This is a genomic window from Streptomyces alboflavus, assembly GCF_000716675.1.
Taxonomy (GTDB): Bacteria; Actinomycetota; Actinomycetes; order Streptomycetales; family Streptomycetaceae; genus Streptomyces; species Streptomyces alboflavus.
Genome location: NZ_JNXT01000033.1, coordinates 14791 through 35981, shown reverse-complemented (window position 1 = coordinate 35981; position 21191 = coordinate 14791). Strand labels below are relative to the sequence as shown.

The following is a 21191-nucleotide window of genomic DNA, read 5'->3' as shown; positions in this document are numbered from 1 at the left end:
GGCATGGGGAAGCTGGACGGGCGCGTCGTCATCGTGACGGGTGGCGCGCGCGGTCAGGGAGAGCAGGAGGCGCGGCTCTTCGTCGCCGAGGGCGCGCGGGTGGTCGTGGGCGATGTCCTGGACGAGCAGGGGGAGGCCTTGGCGAAGGAGCTGGGTCACGAAAGAGCCCGGTACGTCCACCTGGACGTCGGCGAGGAGGCGGACTGGGCCGCCGCCGTCACCGCCACCAAGGACGCCTTCGGCGCGGTCGACGGCCTGGTCAACAACGCGGGCATCCTGCGCTTCAACGAGCTGGTGAAGACGCCCCTGGAGGAGTTCGAGCGGATCGTCCGCGTCAACCAGACCGGCGTCTTCCTAGGTATCAAGGCGACCGCGCCCGAGATCGCGGCGGCGGGCGGCGGTTCGATCGTCAACACCGCCTCGTACGCGGGGATGACGGGCATGGCGTACATCGGGGCGTACAGCGCGACCAAGCACGCCGTCATCGGCCTCACCCGGGTCGCCGCCCTGGAGCTGGCCAAGCGGCACATCCGCGTGAACGCGATCTGCCCCGGAGCCATCGACACCGCCATGAGCAATCCGGCACACCTCGACCCGGACGCGGACGTGGCGAAGGCCTCGCGCGGCCTGGACGCGCTGTACCGCAAGCTCGTGCCGCTCGGCCGGGTGGGCAGGGCCGAGGAGGTGGCGCGGCTCGCGCTGTTCCTCACCGCGGCGGAGGACTCGGCGTACATCACCGGGCAGCCGTTCGTGATCGACGGCGGCTGGCTCGCCGGGGTCAGCACTCTCTGACGGATCGTCAGGCGGGAGCGGGTGCGGGTCTTGACGCTCCCGGGGTGCGGTGGAACAGTCGGACCAGCGAATCTGACGGTCTGTCAGAAACTCACGAGGACGGTGAACCGCCTTGGAATTCGGGCTCTTTGTACAGGGATACGTGGGCAAGCGGGCCGAGACCGACCCTCTCGCCGAGCACAAGGCGCTGATGGAGGAGACCGAGTACGTCATCGAGGCGGACACGTCGGGCTTCAAGTACGCCTGGGCGTCCGAGCACCACTTCCTGGAGGAGTACTCGCACCTCTCCGCCAACGACGTCTTCCTCGGCTACCTCGCCCACGCGACGGAGCGGATCCACCTCGGCTCGGGGATCTTCAACCCCCTGGCCCAGGTCAACCACCCGGTCAAGGTCGCCGAGAAGGTCGCCATGCTCGACCATCTGTCGGAGGGCCGCTTCGAGTTCGGCAGCGGGCGCGGTGCCGGGTCGCACGAGATCCTCGGCTTCCTGCCGGGCATCACCGACATGAACCACACCAAGGAGATCTGGGAGGAGACCATCGCGGAGTTCCCCAAGATGTGGCTCCAGGAGGAGTACGAGGGGTTCCAGGGCAAGCACTGGCAGCTGCCGCCGCGCAAGGTCTTCCCCAAGCCGTACGGCGCCTCGCACCCGGCCATGTGGTACGCCGCCGGGTCCCCGTCCTCGTACGCCATGGCCGCGAAGAAGGGGCTCGGGGTCCTCGGCTTCAGCGTGCAGAAGGTCTCCGACATGGAGTGGGTCCTGGAGCAGTACAAGACCGCGATCCGGGACGCCGAGCCCGTCGGGGACTTCGTCAACGACAACGTCATGGTGACGTCCACGGCCATCTGCGCGGAGACGCACGAGAAGGCCGTCGAGATCGCCGTGAACGGCGGGCTCAACTACCTGCAGTCGCTGGTGTTCCGCTACCACGACACCTTCCCCCGGCCCGAGGGGATTCCCGAGTGGCCCGAGGTGCTTCCCGACTACACCGAGGAGATCATCGAGCTGCTCATCGCCGAGGAGCTGATGATCTGCGGGGATCCGGACGAGGTGACCCGGCAGTGCAAGCGGTGGGAGCAGGCCGGGGCCGATCAGCTGTCGTTCGGGCTGCCCATCGGGATCTCGCCCGAGGACACGAAGCGGACCATCCGGCTGATCGGGGAGCATGTCATCCCCAAGATCGACACCGACCCTGTCCACCGGACCAGTCGTATGCGGAACGCTGCCGACTGAGCCTCGCCCCGGGGTGTGGTGGCCGCCGATCGCCCTTCGGGCTCGTCCTCAAACGCCGGACGGGCTGAAACTGCTCGCCCGGACACGCGGTGAGCGAAACTGCTCGCCCGGACGCGCGGCGAGCCCGAAAGCCCCAAGGAAAGGGGTAGTTCGCCATGCTCGACCACCTCATCAAGGGGGTGACCGTCGTCGACGGGACGGGGGGCGCTGCCCGCGTCGCCGACGTCGGGATCAGGGACGGTCGCATCGCCGTCGTCGCGGCCTCCGTCACGGAGGAGGCCCGTACCCAGGAAGAGGCCCACGGCCTGGTCCTCGCGCCCGGGTTCGTCGATCCGCACACCCACTACGACGCGCAGCTCTTCTGGGACCCGTACGCGACGCCGTCCCTGAACCACGGCGTGACGACCGTCGCGGGCGGGAACTGCGGTTTCACGCTGGCCCCGCTGCACCCGGACCGGCCCGAGGACGCCGACTACACGCGGCGGATGATGTCCAAGGTCGAGGGGATGTCCCTGGTCGCCCTGGAGGAGGGGGCGCCCTGGTCGTGGCACTCCTTCGGGGAGTACCTGGACGCGCTTGAGGGACGCATCGCCGTCAACGCCGGGTTCATGGTGGGGCACTGCGCGCTGCGGCGGTACGTCATGGGGGCCGACGCCGTCGGCGGGCAGCCGTCGGCCGAGCAGCTGGAGCGGATGCTCGCGCTGTTCCACGAGGCGATGGACGCGGGCGCCTGGGGGCTCTCCACCACGCAGTCGTCCACGCACTCCGACGGGGACGGGCAGCCGGTGGCATCGCGGCACGCCGGGCCCGACGAACTGCTCGCCCTGTCGCGGGCCGTCGCCGACCACGAGGGCACGCAGCTCGAGGCGATCGTCGCCGGGTGCCTCGACCAGTTCGACGACGCCGAGATCGACCTGTTCGTGGAGATGAGCGCGGCAGCCGGCCGGCCCCTGAACTGGAACGTCCTCACCATCGACGCCGCCGTGCCCGAGCGGGTCCCGCGCCAGCTGGTCCCCAGCGAATGCGCCCGCAAGGCGGGCGGCCGCGTCGTCGCCCTCACCATGCCCATCCTCACGCCCATGAACATGTCGCTCGGCACGTTCTGCGCGCTCAACCTCATCCCCGGCTGGGGCGACGTCCTCGGCCTGCCCGTACCCGAGCGCATCGCGAAGCTCCGCGACCCGGACGTCCGCGCGGAGATGCTGCGGCGCGCGGGCAGCAAGGAGGCCGGGGTCTTCCGCCGCCTCACGCACTTCGGGCGGTACGTCATCGGGGACACCTACTCCGCCGAGAACGAGGGCCTGACCGGGCGGGTGGTGCGGGACATCGCCGCCGAGCGGGGCCAGGAGCCCTTCGAGTGCATCGTCGAGATCTGCGCCAACGACCGGATGCGCACGGTCCTGTGGCCCATGCCGACCGACAACGACCCGGACTCCTGGGCCCTGCGCGCCGAGACCTGGGCCCACGAGGACGTCCTGCTCGGCGGCTCCGACGCGGGCGCCCACCTGGACCGCATGTGCGGCGCCCCGTACACCACGCGTTTCCTCGGGGACTGTCTGCGCGGCCGGAAGCTGGTCGGCCTTGAGCAGGCCGTGAAGATGCTCACCGACGACCCGGCGCGCCTGTTCGGCCTGCGCGAGCGCGGCCGCGTCGCCGAGGGCTTCCACGCCGACCTCGTCCTCTTCGACCCCGAGCGGATCGACGCGGGCAAGGCCACCCTCGTGCACGACCTGCCCGGCGACAGCCCACGCCTCGACTCCAAGGCGATCGGCGTGAACGCCGTGTGGGTCAACGGCGTCGAGGTGATCCGCGACGACGTGGTGACCGGGGCGGTGCCGGGGACGGTGCTGCGGTCCGGGCGCGACACCAGGACGGTGAGCACGAGGTGAGCGGGGGCGAGGCGGGTCCGGCCGGTCGGGTGGGTTCGGCCGGTCGGGTCGGTTCGGCTGGTCGGGTTGGTTCGGCTGGTCCGGCCGGGGGTCCGCAGCGGCTCTTCGTCGGCGGCGAGTGGGTCGAGCCGGACGGCGGGCACCACGAAGTGATCGACCCGGCGACCGAGGACGTCGTCGGCCTCGCCCCGGAGGCGAGCCGCGCCCAGGTGTGGCAGGCCGCCGCGGCTGCCCGGGAGGCCTTCGGGACGTGGTCGCGTACGTCGCCGCAGGAGCGCGCCGCCATCCTCGACCGGACCGCCGACCTGCTGCAACGCGACTTCGCGAGCCACGTGGAGCTGGCCCGCGCGGAGACCGGCGCGACCACGGCGACCGCGCGCGGCATGCAGGTGGCGGTGGCCGTGGCCCGCTTCCGGCGGTACGCGCGCGGCGCCCTCGAACCCGTCGAGACCGGCATCCCGCCCCAGATCAACGAGGCGGGCCCGCTCGGCCGCGCCGCGGCACTCGGCGCCGTCGCCGTGCGCCGCCCCGTCGGCGTGGTCACCTGCATCACCTCCTACAACAACCCCTGGGCGAACCCGGCGGGCAAGGTCGCCCCGGCTCTGGCCATGGGCAACACCGTCCTCGTCAAGCCCGCGCCCCAGGACCCGCTGTCCGTCTACCGTCTCGCGGCTGCCCTGGAGGAGGCGGGCGCCCCGCCTGGCGTCGTCAACGTCGTCTCCGGCACCTCCGTGGACGTGGGCGAGGCCGCCGTCGACTCGCCGGACGTCGACATGGTGAGCTTCACCGGCTCCACGGCGATCGGGCAGCGCATCGGCGAGGTGTGCGGGCGCGGCATGAAACGCCAGCTCATGGAGTTGGGCGGGAAGGGCGCCGCGATCGTCTTCGCGGACGCCGACCTGGATGCGGCGGCCGCGGGCATCGGCACGACCTTCTCGTTCTACAGCGGGCAGATCTGCACGGCGCCCACGCGGGTCCTCGTCCAACGGGAGGTGTACGAGCCGCTGGTGGAGCGGCTCGTCCGGTACGCGGGCCACCTGAAGGTGGGCGACCCGCGCGACCGGGACACGGTCGTCGGACCGCTCATCTCGGCCGCGCACCGCGAACGCGTGGAGTCCTACGTGGAGTTGGGGCGCAAGGAGGGCGCGCGGGTCGTGGTCGGCGGCGAGCGTCCGGGGCCCGGCCTCGACAAGGGTTTCTACGTGGCCCCGGCGCTCCTGGCCGACTGCGCGCCCGAGATGCGGGTGGTCCGCGAGGAGATCTTCGGGCCCGTCGTCGTGGTCGTGCCCTTCGACGGCACGGGCGGGACGGCCGGGTCCGCCGAGTCCGTCGAGGACACCGCCGTCGCCCTCGCCGACGACAGCGACTACGGCCTCATCGACTACGTCTGGTCGGCCGACACGGCCCGCGCCTTCCGCGTCGCGGCCCGGCTGCGCGCGGGCGGCGTCGGCGTGAACACCATCGGCCGTAACATGGAGGCCCCCTTCGGCGGCTTCAAGCAGAGCGGGGTGGGGCGCGACTGCGGGTCGTACGCCCTGCACGCGTACAGCGAGACGCAGGCGGTGGTGTGGGCGGGGTGAGGGCCCCCGGCGGGGTGCGCGTGCCACTCGCGGGGTGCGCGTTGCCCGCGGAGGCGCGCCCCTTCCGGGGTGTCCTCCACATCCCCTACGTGATATCTGCGTAGATCCCTTACGGGTCAACTTGCCAGCATCGCCTGGTGAGTTGACCCGCACCGGGGCGGCCGGGGCATTGTCAGTGGGGGATGTCATAGTCGGCCGCATGACGACTCCACTCGCGTGGGTGCACGCGCATCAGGGCCATGAGCTGGCACTGGACGGGACGGACCTGAGATGCCGGAAGCACGGCGGCAAGGTCCTGAGATCCGTGCCCGCCGCCGTGCGCGAAAGCCCTGTCGGTGAGCGCTTCGAGGCGCTGCGGGAGCAGGTGCTCCGGCACGAGCGGGAGTGCCGGGCCACCGTCGAGTCCTGGCTGCTCGGCGACGCGCCGGTGCCCGGCCCGCTCCTCGCCCGCGTGTGGGACGACACCGGCTGGCGCGCCTGCCTGCGGCACCTGGTCGTGCGGGTCGAAGGGCGGCTCGGGCTGCTCGACGACGTGTCCGGGGGCGGGCGGGTGAGCGCCAGAGAGGCGGACGGCACGCTGTACGAGGCGTCGGCCGGGGCCGCGGTGACGCTCGTGCATCCGGTGCTGCTCGACGATCCGGACGGGTGGCGGCTGCTGCTGGCCGGGCACGGGGGTGCCCAGGGGGTCGAGCAGGTGGACCGGCGGGTGCACCGGCGGCGGGCCGGGCGGGGGCCCGAGGGCGTCGGGGTGGAGGTGTCCGGGGGCGCGTACGCGTACGCGGCGGTGGCCGGGGCCGCGCGGAGGCGGGCCGTGGAGCACGGGTTCGCGGTGCGGGGCGGGTTCGCGGTCCTGGGGGTGAGAGAGCGGGGCGCCGCGGTCGAGGTGCGGTGCTGGCTGGGGAGCGAGGAGACCGGGGGGTCCGGGGAGGCCGGGCGGCTGCTCTGGGTCGACGGGGCGGAACGGCCGCTGCCGGTCGGTGAGGTGGGGCCGGTGGCCTGGTCCGAGGGCCGACGGATGGCGGAACTGGTGTACGGCGAGCTGGACGCACGGGAGAACGAAGAGCGATGACGCGGGACATGCAGACACGGGGCGTACAGAGCGACGGCGGCGGGTCGGCGGCAGCCCTTGCGGCGGGCCTCGCCCCGCCTGGAACCCCCGGCGGCGAGGACATCACCGCCCGGCGGTACGGCCACCCCTACCTGGGCGCACGCCCCGTGGTCCGGCTGACCGCGCGGCCCCTCGCCCCGGTCGAGGACCGGCTCCTGGCCGACCTCGGCTATGCCGCGCCCGACGCGGGGGACCCCGTGGCGGCCGGACACCTCCCCGAACTGCGCTATCCCGCCTGGGCGCTGGTCCACGACCCCGCGCACGCCGAGGCCGCGCTGACGGCGGGCGTCGAGATGGCGCGCGCCGGACGCCTGGTCGGGCGGCGCCCAGGACCCGCCCTCGACGACTTCCAGCGGATCGCGGCGACGCTGCCGCTCGACCACCTCCCCCTGTACTGGGAGGAGGTCGGCCGGATGTTCGTCGCCGCCGGACGGGACAAGCAGGGCGCGCTGATGTTCGGCAGGGCGCGGGCCGCCGACCGGCACACCACCGCGGGCGCCGACCCGGCCCGGCGGCGCGCGGTGTTCCTGGAGTTCGCGCTGGCGGGGGCCCTCTCGGCCAAGGACATCAAGGCGTACGTGGCGGAGCTGGCCCAAGGGCCCGACCCGCTGGCGGCTTACCGCGAGCTGCGGGATCTCGCCGTGCGCAGGACCACGGGCGGGCTCCCGCCCTGGCCCGAGATGCTCAAGCAGCTCGGCAGGCTCGCCAAGTCCGCGGGCCTCGACGTCACCACCGAACACCGCCTGGTCCTGGAGGACTTGGTGGACACACCCGCCCTGTGGCGGGCGGCGGACACCTTCTGGACGACGCAGCGCAAGCTCCTCGTGCCGGCGGTCACCGCGTCGGCGGTGCTGCGACAGCGGCTGCTGTGGCGGCTGGTCGACGTACCGCCGTCGGATCTGGACGCCTGGTGGTGCGGCCTGCTCGTGGAGACGGGGGCGCTGGACGGGCTGGGTGGCGGGGCGGGGGCCGGGGCCGCGGGCAAGTGGCTGTCCGCGCTGCTGTGCCGGTACGGCGACGCCTCGGCTCCGGCCGTGCCCGGGGAACTGCTGTGCCTGCCCGGCCTGTTGGCGGACCGGATCCCCGACGGCGGGGCGCCGGTGCGGTTCGGTTCCGGGGCGCCCGGGGACTACTGCGGGATCGACGCCGTGGCGCTGGTGAGCTGCCTGGAGGCGGGGGTGCCGGTGGCGGACCCGGGGCCGGGGGCGGAGCTGCGGAACTGGGAGGGGTTCGACGACGCGGGGCTGCGGGCGCTGCTCGCGGACGAACGGTTCGGTCCTGTCCTCGCCCGGTCCGTCCCGCAGGGTGCCTACGACCACGAGGAGTTCCGTGGGCTGTGGGGGAGGCAGGCCCTGCGGCCGGTCCTGCGGGAGATCGTCGACGGCAACGTCCTGCGGGCGCGGTCCGGTGGACTGACGGCCGCCGGCCACGCGCTGCGCTGGCTGGAGGACAACCTCCGGTCGGACATGCTGACCGACAGGCCCGACCTGGCCGCCCGCCTCACGGGGCTCGACCTGGTGACACCGCTGGCCCGCACGCTGCGCGCGGGCATCCTGGACGAGCTGGGCTGGGCCGCGCTGGACGAGGCCGCCGCCGAGATGAAGGGCGGCAGGTTCTGGTGCCGGGCGAGCTGGCCCGTCCTGACCGTCCACGACCGCGGCAAGGCCGTCGCGATCGACCCCGGCGGCCGGATCGCGGAACACCGCCTGCGGGTGCCGAGCGAGGCCTCCCGCTTCGACCACACCCCCCACGCGTACTTCTCCGACGGCCAGTTCCTCGTCCTCCACTACGTCAACGGCAGGCAGAGCCACTACTGGTCGGACGCGCCGGACGAGCTGTTCGACGTGCGGCCGGGGCTCTGGGAGTCGCTCCACCACGAACCGGCGCGGCCCGGGTACACGTTCATGGCGCCGAGCGGACGCAGGTTCATGGGCCACCGGGTCCTCGACCCCCGCGAGGAGCGGGTCGGGCCGAACGGCCACATGTTCCACGACGGCGGGGACTTCTGGTGGCTCACCGAGGACGCGGGCGAGCCACGGGTGCGCCGCATCGACCTGACGACGGGCGACCTCGCCGCCCCCGGCGCGGCCCTGCCCGACTTCTTCGACCCGTCCCACCTCGGCGAGCACGAACGCTGGCACTTCACGTCCTCCTCCCTGGCGCCCCTTCCGTACGGCGTGAAGGAGTCACCGCTGGGCAGCGACGGCAGGCGGGTCGGCCTGCGGGTCGCCCAGGACGAGGTGACCGGGCAGGTCCGCTACCACCGGGTCGACGGGGTCCACGGCGTGCTCGACGGATCCGGGAGCACCGCCGTCTGGGGCGTGCTCGACCTACCGGGGGCGGACCGGCGGCTGGTGCTCAGCGGCGGCGTCGGCCGGTACGACCCGGTGGTCGCCCGCGACGCCGAGACCGGGGAGCCGTACTGGCACGCCGAGTTGAAGAACGACGGCTGGACCTCCACGGAGCCCGACGCGATGGCCGCGGGGACGCGGCTCATACCGCCGCCCGCGTTCTGGCACTTCCTCGCCCCGCGCGACCCCGCGGGATCGGCGGGGCTGCGACGACTCACCGAGGACGCCGTACGCGACCTCCTCGCCGCCGCGGCCACCTCCGAGGAGGCCCTGCGCACCGCCGTCGGCAAGCTGCTCCCCGACGTCGGGCACCCGTTGCTCGCCCGCGGCGTAGCAGGCTGCGTCCGGGCGGCCGCGGACCTGGCCGCCCGCGGGGAGCGGCTCCTGACCCGGCTGACCCGGGCCGCCTGACGCCGTACGGACCTTCCGCCCTAGTCCCGGGGACGGCCACCCCTTGGTCCCCACGACCGATACGACCGCTGTGCCGCCCCAACTACCGTCCCCACCATGCGAATAGCACTGATCGGAACAGGAAACGTCGGCCGCGCCCTCGCCAAGGCCTGGGCCGCGGCCGGCCACGACGTCGTGCTCGGCTCCCGCGACCCCGCGGCGAAGGAGGACCTGGCCAAGGAGCTGGGCGTGCCGGTCGTCGGGCTCGCGGCGGCGGCGGAGCACGGGGAGGCCGTGGTGAACGCGACCCCCGGGACGGAGTCGGTGGCCACCCTCCGCACGGCGGGCGCCGCGGCCCTCGCGGGCAAGCTGCTCATCGACATAGCCGTCGGCTTCACCGAGGAGCCGCACGGCCTGGCCCTCTCGCACCCCGGGGTGTCCCTCGGCGAGGAGATCCAGGAGGCGTTCCCCGAGGCCCGGGTGGTCAAGACCTTCTCCACGATGGACGCCATCGTCATGACGGCCCCCGGCGACCTGACGGGCCCCTCCACCGTCTTCCTCTCGGGCAACGACCCCCAGGCCAAGCAGACGACGGCCACCCTCCTCACCGACCTCGGCTGGCCCGAGTCCGCCCACCTGGACCTGGGCGGCATCGAAACCGCCCGCGGCCAGGAACACTTCGCACTCCTCTTCATGGGCATAGCGGGAGCACTCGGCTCCTACGACTTCGGCCTCCAGGTGGTGCCGCACCGCTCGACCGAGTGACGCACGGCCATATTCCACAGGCATGTGCCGAACTCCCCCTAGCGTTCCGCACATGGTGAGTTCATCCCACGAAGCGATGCACCGCATCTTCCAGAAGGAGCCCGGCGTCTTCGGCCGCGCGTTCCGGGCACTCGACCTACCGTTCCCGGAACCGATCGCGGTGTCCCTGTTACCCAACGACCTGACCGAGACGGCTCCCCTTGAGCGGCGGGTGGACACGCTGCTGCGCTTCGACACGGAGAAGCAGGGGAGCTGTCTCGTGGCCGTCGAGGCCCAGAGCCGCAAGGAGGACACGAAGCCCGCCAGCTGGGCCTATTACACCTCCTACCTGCACGCGAAGTACCGGCTCCCGACCGTCCTGCTCGTCACCTGCCAGGAGAAGTCGACGGCAGTCTGGGCCGCGGGTCCCTTCAGCATCGGCCCGGTCCACTGGCCCATGCTCACGATCCGCCCCCTCGTCCTCGGCCCCCACAACGTCCCGGTCATCACCGACGCACGGGCCGCCGCATCGGACATTCCGCTCGCCACCCTGTCCGCGATCACACATGGTAAGGACGCGAATGCCGGTGCCATACTGAGTGCACTGGCCGACGCCCTGAGGACCATCGACCGAGAAGACGCGGACATCTTCTCCGAACTGACCGAACAGGGCCTGGCCAACAGTCCGGCCCTCAAAATCTGGAGGGAACTGATGGCCGTCGACACTGCATTTTTCCGCTCGGAGAGGGCGATGAAGCTCCGTGACGAGGGGCGTACGGAGGGTCGTGCGGAAGAGCGCGCGGAGGCCGTGCTGAGGGTCCTTCAACGGAGGGGCATCGAGGTGCCCGAGCATGTGCGGCAGCAGGTCGTCGGGTGCGACGACCTCGACACCCTCGGGGTCTGGTTCGACCGGTCGTTGACGGTGGTGGCCGCCGAGGAGTTGTTCGTCGAGGGGTGACCGGTCTCGGTGCTCCGGGGTGGGTCACGCCACGCGGTAGCGCAGCAGGGCCACGCCGGACGTGAAGGGGCGGGTCTCCACCAGGTGGAGACTCGCCTTGTGGCGGTCGAAGAGGCGGGCGCCGTGGCCCAGGACGACGGGGTAGACGAAGAGGCGGAACTCGTCGACCAGGTCGGACTCGATGAGGGCGTGGGTCAGGCGGATGCTGCCCGTGGTGACGATGTCCTTGCCGGGCTGGGACTTGAGGGTGGTGATCTCCTCCTTCAGGTCGCCGGCGAGGATGGTGGTGTTGGCCCAGCGGGGGTCCCGCAGGGTCGTGGAGACCACGTACTTCTGGACCTTGTTCAGGTAGTCGGTGACGCCTGTCGTGTCGTTCGTCTGCTGCGGCCAGTAGCCGCGCATGTCCTCGAACGTCACCCGGCCGACCAGGAACGCGTCCGCCGCTGCCGCCTGCTCGTGCAGGGCTTCGTTGAGGTCCGACTGGTCCGCGTCGTCGCTCGCCGGGTCGAACCAGCCGTCCGTCGCGTCGATGACGCCGTCCAGCGTGATGTTCTGGGTGATGATCAAGTCGCGCATGGGGGCCGCCTTCTCCCTGGGCTAGTCAGGTGTGGTGTCGTCGCGCCGGTCGTGTCGGCAGGGTCCGTAGTGGTGACTGCCGCGGCGGCGCTTTCTCATCGCCAGGGCCGTCAGTACGTACGGTGTCGCGAACAGCGCGAACGTCGTGCCGTGGGACGTCTGCGGGGCCAGGAGGCCGTACGTCGCGTACACCGCCACCGTCGTCAGCTCCGTCGCCGCGCCCGCCAGGGACGTCACCGTCGCCCGGCTCGGGCGCCTGACGGATGCCTGGAGGCGGGCGTCGGCCAGGACCGTGGTGAGCTGGAAGGCGCAGAAGGCCAGGGCGACGAGGGTGATGCCCGCCGGGAGCGGGAGCCCGTGCGGCGGGAGTGCCGTGCCCGCCGCCAGCGCCAGGCCCGCGCCCGCGAGGAGCCCCGCGAGGCCCCCCGCGCCCACGCCCCGCACCGCCCCCGCGAGCAGGCTGCCCACCGTCGCCCCCACCCAGATCACGAGCAGCCACCACGGCACCTCCGCGTCCCCCGCCCCCGCCTCCCGCACGAGCAGCGGCGTGTACTCGTCCAGCGCGCCCCACACCGCCGTCACCGCCGGTACGAGCAGCAGCGCCCCGCGCACCGCCCGGTCGCCCCTGGCCTCGGCGACACCGGCCCGCAGGGCACCCCACCAGCCCGCACCGCCGCCGTCGCCCTCGCCCCCAGCCCCTGCCCCCCGATGCTCCGGCAACCCCAAGGCCACCCCCGCCGTCAGCACGCAGGCCGCCACGCTCGCCGCGCCCACCAGGCCGTACCCGCCCACCGCCAGGGCCGGGCCCGCCAGGGCCGTCGCCGTCATCACGCCCGCGAGGGAGGCCGCGCGGGCGCGGCCCATGACCCGGGCGTAGCTGTCCGCCGCGTCCAGGTGCGCCAAATCCTCGTACACGAGGGCCTCCAGCGCGCCGGAGCCGAAGGCCCCCTTCGCTCCCCACAGCACGAAGCCGAGTGCGAACGTCCAGTACGAGGGGGCGAGGACCCACAGGGCGAAGCCCGCGGCGGTGAGGAGGGGGCCGGTCCACAGGAGCAGGCGGCGGGAGACCGCGTCGGCCAGGGCTCCGGAGGGGACCTCAAGAAGGATGCCGGTCAGGGACCAGAGGACGAAGAGGGACGAGATCTGCGTGACGGAGAGGTCCGCGTCGCTGAACAGGAGCGCGTACACGGGGTAGAGCAGGACGCAGTCGTCCAGGAAGGAGTACGCGTACAGGGCCGCCGTCAGACGGCCACCCGCCGTGCTTCGTGAAGGTCAATGTCGTCGTCGGCTCATATGAGGGAGCCTAGCCGTTCGCCCGGCAGACCGGCGAGGCCGTTTACGCGCCGGTGGAGCCGGTGGAGCCCGTCGCGCCCGTCGCGCCGGTCGAGCCCGTCGCGCTCGTCGAGAGCCCCTCGTCCGCCCGGGACCCCGCGAGCACCGCCTCCAGCAACCCCGGATACCGCGCGTCCAGGTCCTCACGGCGCAGCGACAGCAGGTTCTCCCGGCCGGACGGCCCGCCCGAGCCGCCGGGCTCCCGGGCGACCCGCACGGTGGACGGCGGAGCGGGGGCGACCCCGGCGGCGGCCGAAGGCCCCGCGGCCGCCGCGACGAGCGCGACGAGGGCCGCCCCCGCGTCGCTCAACGCCCCAGGAAGATCGGATTCGTGAGCGCCTTCATCGGCCCCGGGAGCGGCGGCGCCACCGCCGCCCCCCGCACCTCCGCGCGGACGTACGCCGCGTACGAGGCCGTCGTGCGCCACTGAGCGGACCCCGTCCCCGACTCGGGAATCACCGGGCTGGTGAACAGCACGCCCTGGTCCGTGATGAACCGGATCGTGCAGCCGGGCACGCCCTTCACGTCGAGCCTGACCGTCACCGGGTCGTCGGCGTCGACGCGCAGCCGCTCGCCGATGCCCGCGTGCCGCCCCTTGCCGCCGGACGCGCCGAAGGTCAGCTCGATGGCCTTGGACTCCGTGAGGTAGGAGCGGCCCGCGCGGATGCCCTCCTGGATGGCCTCGCGGGTCAGGTCGTCGGCGAGGACGACGGTCTGGGGGCGGCCGACGGGGTCGGGGTCGCGGTGGGCGTCGCTGTTGCCCATCGCCGGGGTCCAGCGGCGGCCGCCCCGCGCGGCGGCGACGAGCGCGTTGTCCCACTCGGAGATCGCCACCTCGTCCTCCGGCGAGAACGCGCCGTTCCACACCTCGACCGCGTCGGCCTCACCGAAGCCGAACTTCCAGTTGCAGCCGACGCAGGTGGCGTGCGGGTGCGCGGGCACGACCAGGCCGCCGGAGCGGCGGATCTGGCGGGCGTAGTGGCCGAAGCGGTTGTCGCGGGCGCGGTAGCGCCAGTCGACGAAGGTCCCGGGGTCGGTGCCGAGGGCGAGGACGTGGCCGTTGCGGGTGGTGATCTCCTCGCCGAGCAGGACGAGCAGGTCGTCACCCGCGACCTCGGACCAGTGGGCGTGCGCGGACTGGGTGTTGTGCTCGGAGGAGTTGATGAAGTCGAGCCCGGCGGCGCGGGCGAGGGCGCCGATCTCGGCGGGCGTGCGGCGGCCGTCGGAGTACCAGGTGTGCAGATGGCAGTCGCCCCGGTACCAGGCGCGGCCGCGCCCCTTGGCGCGCTCCGGCGGGTACTTCGGCTTCGGCGTGCTCCCGGGCGCTCCGTACGTGAGGGTGATGGTCACCTCGTACGGCAGGCCCTGCGGGGCCACGGTGTAGGGCCCGAGGGCGATGTTCCAGGTCCCGGCGCGCACGGGCCCCGGGATGTAGCCGGGCGTCGCGTCGTCGGCCCGGATGAAGAACTCCGTGCGAGCCCCGCCCGACCACCCACGGAACCCCTTCCCCCCGAGGGCCGTGCCGCGCTCGTCGAAGATGCCGATGTCGAGGGCGTTGCCGACGGTCCCGGGCGGCACCGTCACCCTCTCGTAGGTGTACGAGACGTGGATCTGCTGGACCCCGCGCGGGATCTCGACCGGCAGATACACGAAGTCGGGCGAGCCGGTGGGCAGCGTGCCCTTGACCGTCTTCGTCTCCTTGCCGGTCCGCCGTTCCTCGGCGCCGGCGCTGCTGGCGAAGGTCACACTGCCCAACGTAAGGGCGGTGGCCGCCCCCGTCACGAGCAGCGCGCGTCTGTTCAGGTGGCTTTCGTCCTCGCACATGCTGCGGCTCCCCAGAGGTCGGCGTCGACGGCGTCGAGCGGTGCCCGACGGTGACTGCGTGGCGCGGGTGGTGCGTGCAACTCTGGTATTGAGCCGTGAACTCCCTTGTAAGGGAAGAGGGTCGGGGGGTTGCGCGCAGTCGTCGGGACGGGCCGTGGGGGGCGGTGCCGGGGTGGCGGCCCCGCGCGGTGCCCCGGTGTTCCGGCCACCGGCCCCACTGGCTGTCGGATGCCGCTCGTATGCTCGGTGGCATGACCAACAGCGCCCCGCAGGATCCCGACCGGGCAGCGGCCCGGCCCACCGCCAACGCCATGCGGCGGGCGCTCCGCCGAGCCAGGGACGGGGTCGCCCTCGACGTGGCGGAGGCCGCGGTGCTCCTCCAGGCGCGGGGGGCGGACCTGGAGGACCTGGCCGCTTCGGCGGGGCGGGTGCGGGACGCGGGGCTCGCGGCCGAGGGACGCGCGGGCGTCATCACGTACTCGAAGAGCGTGTTCATCCCGCTGACGCGGCTGTGCCGGGACAAGTGCCACTACTGCACGTTCGTGACCGTCCCCGGGAAGCTGCGCCGGGACGGGCACGGGATGTTCATGTCGCCCGACGAGGTCCTCGACATCGCGCGCCGGGGCGCCGACCTTGGCTGCAAGGAAGCCCTCATCACGCTCGGCGACAAGCCGGAGGACCGCTGGCCCGAGGCCCGGGAGTGGCTGGAGGCGGCGGGGTACGACGACACGATCGCGTACGTACGGGCCATCTCCATCCGGATCCTGGAGGAGACCGGCCTGCTTCCGCACCTCAACCCCGGGGTCATGAGCTGGACCGACTTCCAGCGTCTCAAGCCGGTCGCGCCCAGCATGGGGATGATGCTGGAGACGACGGCGGAGCGGCTGTGGAGCGAGCCGGGCGGGCCGCACCACGGCTCACCGGACAAGGAGCCCGCCGTGCGCCTGCGGGTTCTTGAGGACGCGGGCCGTTCGTCCGTGCCGTTCACCAGCGGGCTGCTCATCGGCATCGGGGAGACGTACGAGGAGCGGGCCGAGTCGCTGTTCGCGCTGCGCAGGGTGGCCCGGTCCTACCACGGCGTGCAGGAGCTGATCATCCAGAACTTCCGCGCCAAGCCGGACACGGCGATGCGCGGGACGCCGGACGCCGAGATGGACGACCTGGTGGCGACGGTCGCCGTGGCCCGGCACATCATGGGCCCCGCCGGCTGCATCCAGGCTCCGCCGAACCTCGTCGACGGGGAGTACGGGCGCCTCATCCGCGCCGGGATCGACGACTGGGGCGGGGTCTCGCCGATCACCATCGACCACGTCAACCCCGAGAAGCCCTGGCCGCGGATCGAGGAGCTGGCGGCGCGGTCCGAGGCGGAGGGCTTCCGGCTCGCGGAACGGCTGTGCGTGTACCCGGAGTTCGTGCGCCGCGGCGAGCCGTGGCTCGACCCCCGGCTCCTTCCGCACGTGCGCGCCCTCGCCGACCCCGAGACGGGGCTCGCGAACCCGGACGCCGAGGTCCGCGGCCTGCCCTGGCAGGAGCCCGACGAGGGGTACGTGGCGTCATCGGGCCGCACCGACCTGCACCGCACCATCGACACCACGGGCCGGACCGCCGACCGGCGCGACGACTTCGACGAGGTGTACGGCGACTGGGAGGCGCTGCGCGAGCAGGCCGCGCCCGGCATGGTGCCCTCCCGCATCGACGGCGACGTCCGCGCCGCCCTCGCCACGGCCGCCGACGACCCCACTCGGTTGACGGACGACGAGGCCCTCGCCCTCCTGCACGCGGACGGCCCCGCCCTGGACGCCCTCTGCTCCGTCGCCGACGACGTCCGCAAGTCCGTCGTCGGCGACGACGTCACGTACATCGTCACGCGGAACATCAACTTCACCAACGTCTGCTACACGGGCTGCCGCTTCTGCGCCTTCGCCCAGCGCCGCACCGACGCGGACGCCTACACCCTCTCCCTGGACCAGGTCGCCGACCGCGCCGCGCAGGCCTGGGACGTCGGCGCGGTCGAGGTGTGCATGCAGGGCGGCATCCACCCGGACCTGCCCGGCACGGCGTACTTCGACATCGCCCGCGCCGTGAAGGAGCGCGTGCCCGGCATCCACGTGCACGCCTTCTCGCCGATGGAGGTCGTCAACGGCGCGACGCGCACGGGGCTTTCGATACGTGAGTGGCTGAGCCGCGCCAAGGAGTCGGGCCTCGACTCCATCCCCGGCACGGCCGCCGAGATCCTCGACGACGAGGTCCGCTGGATCCTCACGAAGGGCAAGCTGCCGGCCGCGACGTGGATCGAGGTCGTGAAGACGGCTCACGAGCTGGGCCTGCGCTCCTCCTCCACGATGATGTACGGCCATGTGGACCAGCCGCGCCACTGGCTCGGGCACTTCCGTACGCTCGCCGCGATCCAGCAGGAGACCGGCGGCTTCACGGAGTTCGTGACGCTCCCCTTCATCCACACCAACGCCCCGGTCTACCTCGCCGGGATCGCCCGGCCAGGACCCACCACCCGCGACAACCGCGCGGTGACGGCCATGGCCCGGCTCCTGCTCCACCCTCACATCCCCCACATCCAGACCAGCTGGGTGAAGCTCGGGGCGGAGGGGGCCGCGGAGATGCTGCGTTCCGGGGCGAACGACCTCGGCGGCACGCTGATGGAGGAGACCATCTCCCGGATGGCGGGCTCCAGTTACGGCTCCTACCGGTCGGTGGCCGACCTCGTCTCCATCGCGGAGGCGGCGGGGCGGCCTTCGCGGCCCCGGACCACGTTGTACGGGGAGGTGCCCGAGGAGCGCGTGCGCGCGGCCGCGGCGTCGGACGGGCATCTGCCGGAGCTGCTGCCGGTGCTCGACGCATAGGCCTGGCGGGGGCGTCTGGACCGCCCGGGGTGGGTGTCCCGTTCGGGTGGGACAGCCCACCCCTGTATCGGCGCTCCGCGCCTCGTCCTCAATCTCCCCCAAGCTCTTAAGGAGCAGGGGGGACCCCCACGACGGGCTCTCTCCCGCCCGGCCGCCCGACGCTGATGTCCGCGTCGGAGGTGGCGACAGACCGTGAATTGACCCATGATTCTGCCCGCCAAGTGACCTCTCTGAAGGGTCACTCCGGCGCATAGAGTCATGGTCATGAACACGGACAAGAACGCGAACGAGACCACGACCACCAGGGGCAACGCCCTCCTGACCCGCAGCGCGGAGGCCGAGACCTGCGCCGACCCGAGCAGCGTCATGACCCTGCTCGGCGAGTCGTCCGGCACCGGCGGCTTCACGAGCTACCGGTCGACCTTCGCGACGGGCGCGGTGGGCGCGCCGGCCCACTTCCACACCAAGGCGACGGAACTCTTCTTCGTCATCAGCGGCTCGCTCCAGGTCCTCGTCGGCGAGGAGGTCACCGTCCTGAACGCGGGCGACTTCCTGGCGGTGCCGCCGCACACCCCGCACGCCTTCGCCGCGGCCCCCGGTTGCGAGGCGGACGTCATGTTCGTGTTCACGCCGGGCATGGACCGCTTCGACTATCTGCGTCTGCTCGGCCGGGTGCTGCGCGGCGAGGCGGACCCGAAGGAGATCGCGGAGTCGTCGGAGCGCTTCGACAACCACTACGTGGACAGCCCGGTGTGGCGTGCGGCGCTGGAGTCGGCGAAGGCGGAGGCCGCGAAGTGATCACCCCCACCACCCACATCCGCGTGGCCCGCCCCTCCCGCGACATCGCGGCCGCCGAACGCTTCTACGTGGACGGCCTCGGCCTCGACGTCCTGTGGCGGACCACCGAGCGCGTGCCCGGCAAGCACGACCTCGTCATGGTCGGCCCGCGCGGAGGCACCTGGCACTTCGAGCTGACGAACGACCCCGAGGCCCCGCTGGACCCGACCCCGACGGTGGACGACCTGTTCGTGGTGTACCTCGGGGCCCCGGTGGACGAGGAGTTGGTGACCCGCCTGACGGCCAACGGCGGAACGCGCGTGGCCGCGCACAACCCCTACTGGGACGAGTACGGGGTGACGGTCGAGGACCCGGACGGCTACCGCCTGGTCCTGTGCGAACGCACCTGGGGCTGAACGTGGCTGGGGCCACGGGACCTCAACGCACCGGGAACCCGAACGAGTACCCCTGCTGCTTCATCCAGGGCAGGAGCTGACGCAACGCCTCGACGGTCTGGCCGCGCTCGCCGCCCGCGTCGTGGAACAGCACCGTCGGGCCGTTGGCGAGCTCCCGCTGGACGGTGGAGACGATGGCGTTCGTACCGGGGAGTTCGAAGTCCTTGCTGTCCACGTTCCAGCCGAGCGGGCGCATGCCACGGGAGGCGGCGAGCTTGCGGCTGTCGGGGGTGAAGGCGCCGCCGGGCGCCCGGTAGTACATCGGCCGTACGCCACCGGACGCCTTGGTGATCATGCGCTCGGCGTCGAGGATCTGCTTCTTCCGGTAGGCGGCGGACTCCTTGTCCATGGCGGTGTTGTGGGACACCGAGTGGTCGCACAGCCGGTGCCCGGCGGCGACGACCTTCTTGACGAGGTCGGGGTGGGCCTGCGCCTGCGTGCCGACCATGCAGAACGTGGCCTTGACCTTGTACTGCCGCAGCAGGTCCAGCATCTGCGGGGTCCACTTGGGGTCGGGGCCGTCGTCGATGGTGATGTTCACGCCGCGCTTGCCCGCGTCGGAGGCGTGCACGATCGTGTCCTCGACCGGCTTCAGCTTGCCGCTCGGCACACTCGGCACACTCGGCTTCCGCGGCGACGGCTCGTCCGTGGCACCGGCCTGCGCGGTCCACACGGACGCACCGGTGGCGAGCAGCACCACTCCGAGCGCCGCCCCCACGATCTTGCCGTACCAGCCCCGCCCGCCGCTGTGCCGTGCCATTGCCCGCCCCTTCGCGAAGTCCCTCAGTGCGACCCGGTCGCTCCCCGACCACCAGGCAGGATGAGGCACGCGGGGCGGAGGATCCCGCTGTTACAGATCACGGACAATTCCGAGGAACTACGCGGACAACTCACGACGGACAGCGGCCGGAACCGTACGGGTTGGCTCGATCTCCCCGCGTATGCGGGGAGGGATCGCCGCCTCACCGGGGTGCCGGCAAGCGTGATCACAACGGATGATCCACAAAGGCTTCTCGCCGGGACGCCGGTTCCCCGGCGCGTAGATCGGGATGCCATTGCCGGGACAGAGTCCGCACTCGCCCAACTGGCACTCGGGGGACAGGACCACCGCCCTGCTCACGGCGACCGCCTCCCGGGCGCCGGACGCGCGCACTTCTCAACGATTTCCGCGTGGAGGCATTCGTTCGGGGTCGGTGTCCGGACGCAGTCGGGGTCCGCGTCCCACTCGCGGCCGCCGCCGGGCGCACGGAGCTGAAGGCAGGTGCCGAAGTGCCCCATGACGCGGCCGAGTTTGTTGCGCTGAGTGTCCATGACCAGGGCGTTGATCGGATACGTCGCTCTCGCGTTCATGACTCACGACATCCTCGCCTTGCGACTTCAGGTGTGGCCATGAACTGGACGGTAGGGACCGGAAGTCAGGCGGCGCCATGGAGGTTGCTCGAAGTTTCTTGACGCCCTGGCGGAGTTGCGCGATGTTATCCACGAGAGGAAGCGGAATCCCGTGCGCCGGGCAATGTCCTCCGTGATGCTGGGCAGACCAATTCCCCCAGCCAAGGGAAAGACCATGGTGCGACGACTTCGCTTCAACGGCACCGGCTCCGGTGGTGGATCCTGTCCCGCGATCCACGAAGATCTGGACTCGGGTGAGATCATCATCCACGGCCCACGGGTCACTGACCCCCAGACTCTCGCGCAGCTCCAGCACATCGAGGAAGACGAGATCCCGATCGTCGTTCCGCGCAACACGCTGATCGACTTCGGCCCGAAGAGCCGCGATGAAGAGCCGCGCATCCTCGCACCGGACACGTTCGCCCGGCTCTTCGAGAACTTCCAGCACAGTGCCTGGCACCTGGAGATGCGCACACGCTACGCGGTCGACGAGGCAACGGACACGTACGCTCAGTTCACTCGCGGTGAGGCCCCGACATGGGACATGAACGGCTCGTGGGCCCGCACCATCGGTGCCAAGACGCAGGACGGCGCTTACGTCGGGCGCGTCCGTATCGTCGACGACCCGCCGACCGAGGGGCAGCGGTACCTTCTCGCGCATGCCGAGCACAACGCAGCAATCGGTGAGGACGTCCGCAACATGTGGCGCGCGGAAGCTGAGCGCGCCAACCTCCCGGACGAGGACTTCTGGATCTTCGACTCGCACATCGTCGCCCTGTGTATCTGGGGTGAGGACGACGACCTGGTCGGCGCTGAGCTGATCTCGGAGCCCGCACGCGTCAACCAGTACAACCGGCTGCGTGACATCGCGCAGCACCACGCCATCCCGTACGGGGACTTCGTGGCGCAGCTGACCATGAAGGAGTAGCAGAAG

At 72.1% G+C, this 21191-nt stretch carries 17 protein-coding genes; 12 read left to right on the top strand and 5 right to left on the bottom strand.

Features of this window, described 5'->3' with window-relative positions:
• The first annotated feature begins 3 nt into the window (after positions 1-3).
• The 8 genes from OO63_RS23850 to OO63_RS23815 all read left to right on the top strand — a co-directional run bounded on the left by OO63_RS23850 (position 4) and on the right by OO63_RS23815 (position 11046).
• A complete protein-coding gene (locus OO63_RS23850; protein ID WP_030361587.1) occupies positions 4-792 on the top strand; it encodes an SDR family NAD(P)-dependent oxidoreductase in 789 nt (262 codons plus the stop codon).
• A 112-nt stretch (positions 793-904) separates the two neighbouring features.
• The gene (locus tag OO63_RS23845) at positions 905-2026 is read left to right on the top strand and encodes an LLM class flavin-dependent oxidoreductase (RefSeq protein ID WP_078619319.1); all 1122 of its coding nucleotides are present in this window, start codon (positions 905-907) and stop codon (positions 2024-2026) included.
• A gap of 155 nt (positions 2027-2181) precedes the next feature.
• Positions 2182-3915: an N-acyl-D-amino-acid deacylase family protein gene (locus OO63_RS23840; RefSeq protein WP_030361589.1), complete on the top strand. Its 1734-nt coding sequence runs from the start codon at positions 2182-2184 to the stop codon at positions 3913-3915.
• A 29-nt stretch (positions 3916-3944) separates the two neighbouring features.
• On the top strand, positions 3945-5495 hold the full coding sequence (locus tag OO63_RS23835; RefSeq protein WP_051811126.1) for an aldehyde dehydrogenase family protein: 1551 nt from the start codon (positions 3945-3947) through the stop codon (positions 5493-5495).
• A gap of 199 nt (positions 5496-5694) precedes the next feature.
• Entirely contained in the window at positions 5695-6564 is an 870-nt protein-coding gene (locus tag OO63_RS23830; RefSeq protein WP_030361591.1) for a DUF4132 domain-containing protein, read from the top strand.
• Positions 6561-9365, top strand: a complete 2805-nt coding sequence (locus tag OO63_RS23825; protein WP_051811125.1) for a hypothetical protein — start codon at positions 6561-6563, stop codon at positions 9363-9365. The genes OO63_RS23830 and OO63_RS23825 overlap by 4 nt, the downstream gene beginning before the upstream one ends.
• Positions 9366-9461: 96 nt before the next feature.
• On the top strand, positions 9462-10109 hold the full coding sequence (locus tag OO63_RS23820; RefSeq protein ID WP_030361593.1) for an NADPH-dependent F420 reductase: 648 nt from the start codon (positions 9462-9464) through the stop codon (positions 10107-10109).
• Between the two features lie 52 nt (positions 10110-10161).
• A complete protein-coding gene (locus OO63_RS23815; protein ID WP_030361594.1) occupies positions 10162-11046 on the top strand; it encodes a hypothetical protein in 885 nt (294 codons plus the stop codon).
• Positions 11047-11070: 24 nt separating this feature from the next.
• Here the strand turns inward: OO63_RS23815 and OO63_RS23810 are convergent, their stop codons facing one another.
• The 4 genes from OO63_RS23810 to OO63_RS23795 all read right to left on the bottom strand — a co-directional run bounded on the left by OO63_RS23810 (position 11071) and on the right by OO63_RS23795 (position 14778).
• Complete coding sequence (locus tag OO63_RS23810) at positions 11071-11622, bottom strand: dihydrofolate reductase family protein (RefSeq protein ID WP_030361595.1); 552 nt, start codon at positions 11620-11622, stop codon at positions 11071-11073.
• Between the two features lie 21 nt (positions 11623-11643).
• Entirely contained in the window at positions 11644-12867 is a 1224-nt protein-coding gene (locus OO63_RS23805; protein ID WP_051811124.1) for an MFS transporter, read from the bottom strand.
• Between the two features lie 91 nt (positions 12868-12958).
• On the bottom strand, positions 12959-13264 hold the full coding sequence (locus OO63_RS46905) for a hypothetical protein (RefSeq protein WP_051811123.1): 306 nt from the start codon (positions 13262-13264) through the stop codon (positions 12959-12961).
• Entirely contained in the window at positions 13261-14778 is a 1518-nt protein-coding gene (locus OO63_RS23795) for a CehA/McbA family metallohydrolase (protein WP_030361598.1), read from the bottom strand. The genes OO63_RS46905 and OO63_RS23795 overlap by 4 nt, the downstream gene beginning before the upstream one ends.
• A 251-nt stretch (positions 14779-15029) precedes the next feature.
• Here OO63_RS23795 and OO63_RS23790 point away from each other — a divergent pair, with 251 nt between their 5' ends.
• The 3 genes from OO63_RS23790 to OO63_RS23780 all read left to right on the top strand — a co-directional run bounded on the left by OO63_RS23790 (position 15030) and on the right by OO63_RS23780 (position 18829).
• Positions 15030-17636: a bifunctional FO biosynthesis protein CofGH gene (locus OO63_RS23790; RefSeq protein WP_031192692.1), complete on the top strand. Its 2607-nt coding sequence runs from the start codon at positions 15030-15032 to the stop codon at positions 17634-17636.
• A 264-nt stretch (positions 17637-17900) separates the two neighbouring features.
• The gene (locus OO63_RS23785) at positions 17901-18434 is read left to right on the top strand and encodes a cupin domain-containing protein (RefSeq protein WP_030361600.1); all 534 of its coding nucleotides are present in this window, start codon (positions 17901-17903) and stop codon (positions 18432-18434) included.
• Entirely contained in the window at positions 18431-18829 is a 399-nt protein-coding gene (locus tag OO63_RS23780; protein WP_030361601.1) for a VOC family protein, read from the top strand. Before OO63_RS23785 ends, OO63_RS23780 begins: the two co-directional genes overlap by 4 nt.
• Positions 18830-18851: 22 nt before the next feature.
• Here OO63_RS23780 and OO63_RS23775 read toward each other — a convergent pair whose 3' ends face one another.
• The gene (locus tag OO63_RS23775; RefSeq protein ID WP_030361602.1) at positions 18852-19628 is read right to left on the bottom strand and encodes a polysaccharide deacetylase family protein; all 777 of its coding nucleotides are present in this window, start codon (positions 19626-19628) and stop codon (positions 18852-18854) included.
• Between the two features lie 804 nt (positions 19629-20432).
• On the opposite strand from OO63_RS23775, the gene OO63_RS23765 reads away from it, so the two are divergent.
• Positions 20433-21185 (top strand): DUF6879 family protein, encoded by a 753-nt coding sequence (locus OO63_RS23765; RefSeq protein WP_030361604.1) that lies wholly within the window; start codon positions 20433-20435, stop codon positions 21183-21185.
• Positions 21186-21191: the final 6 nt, after the last annotated feature.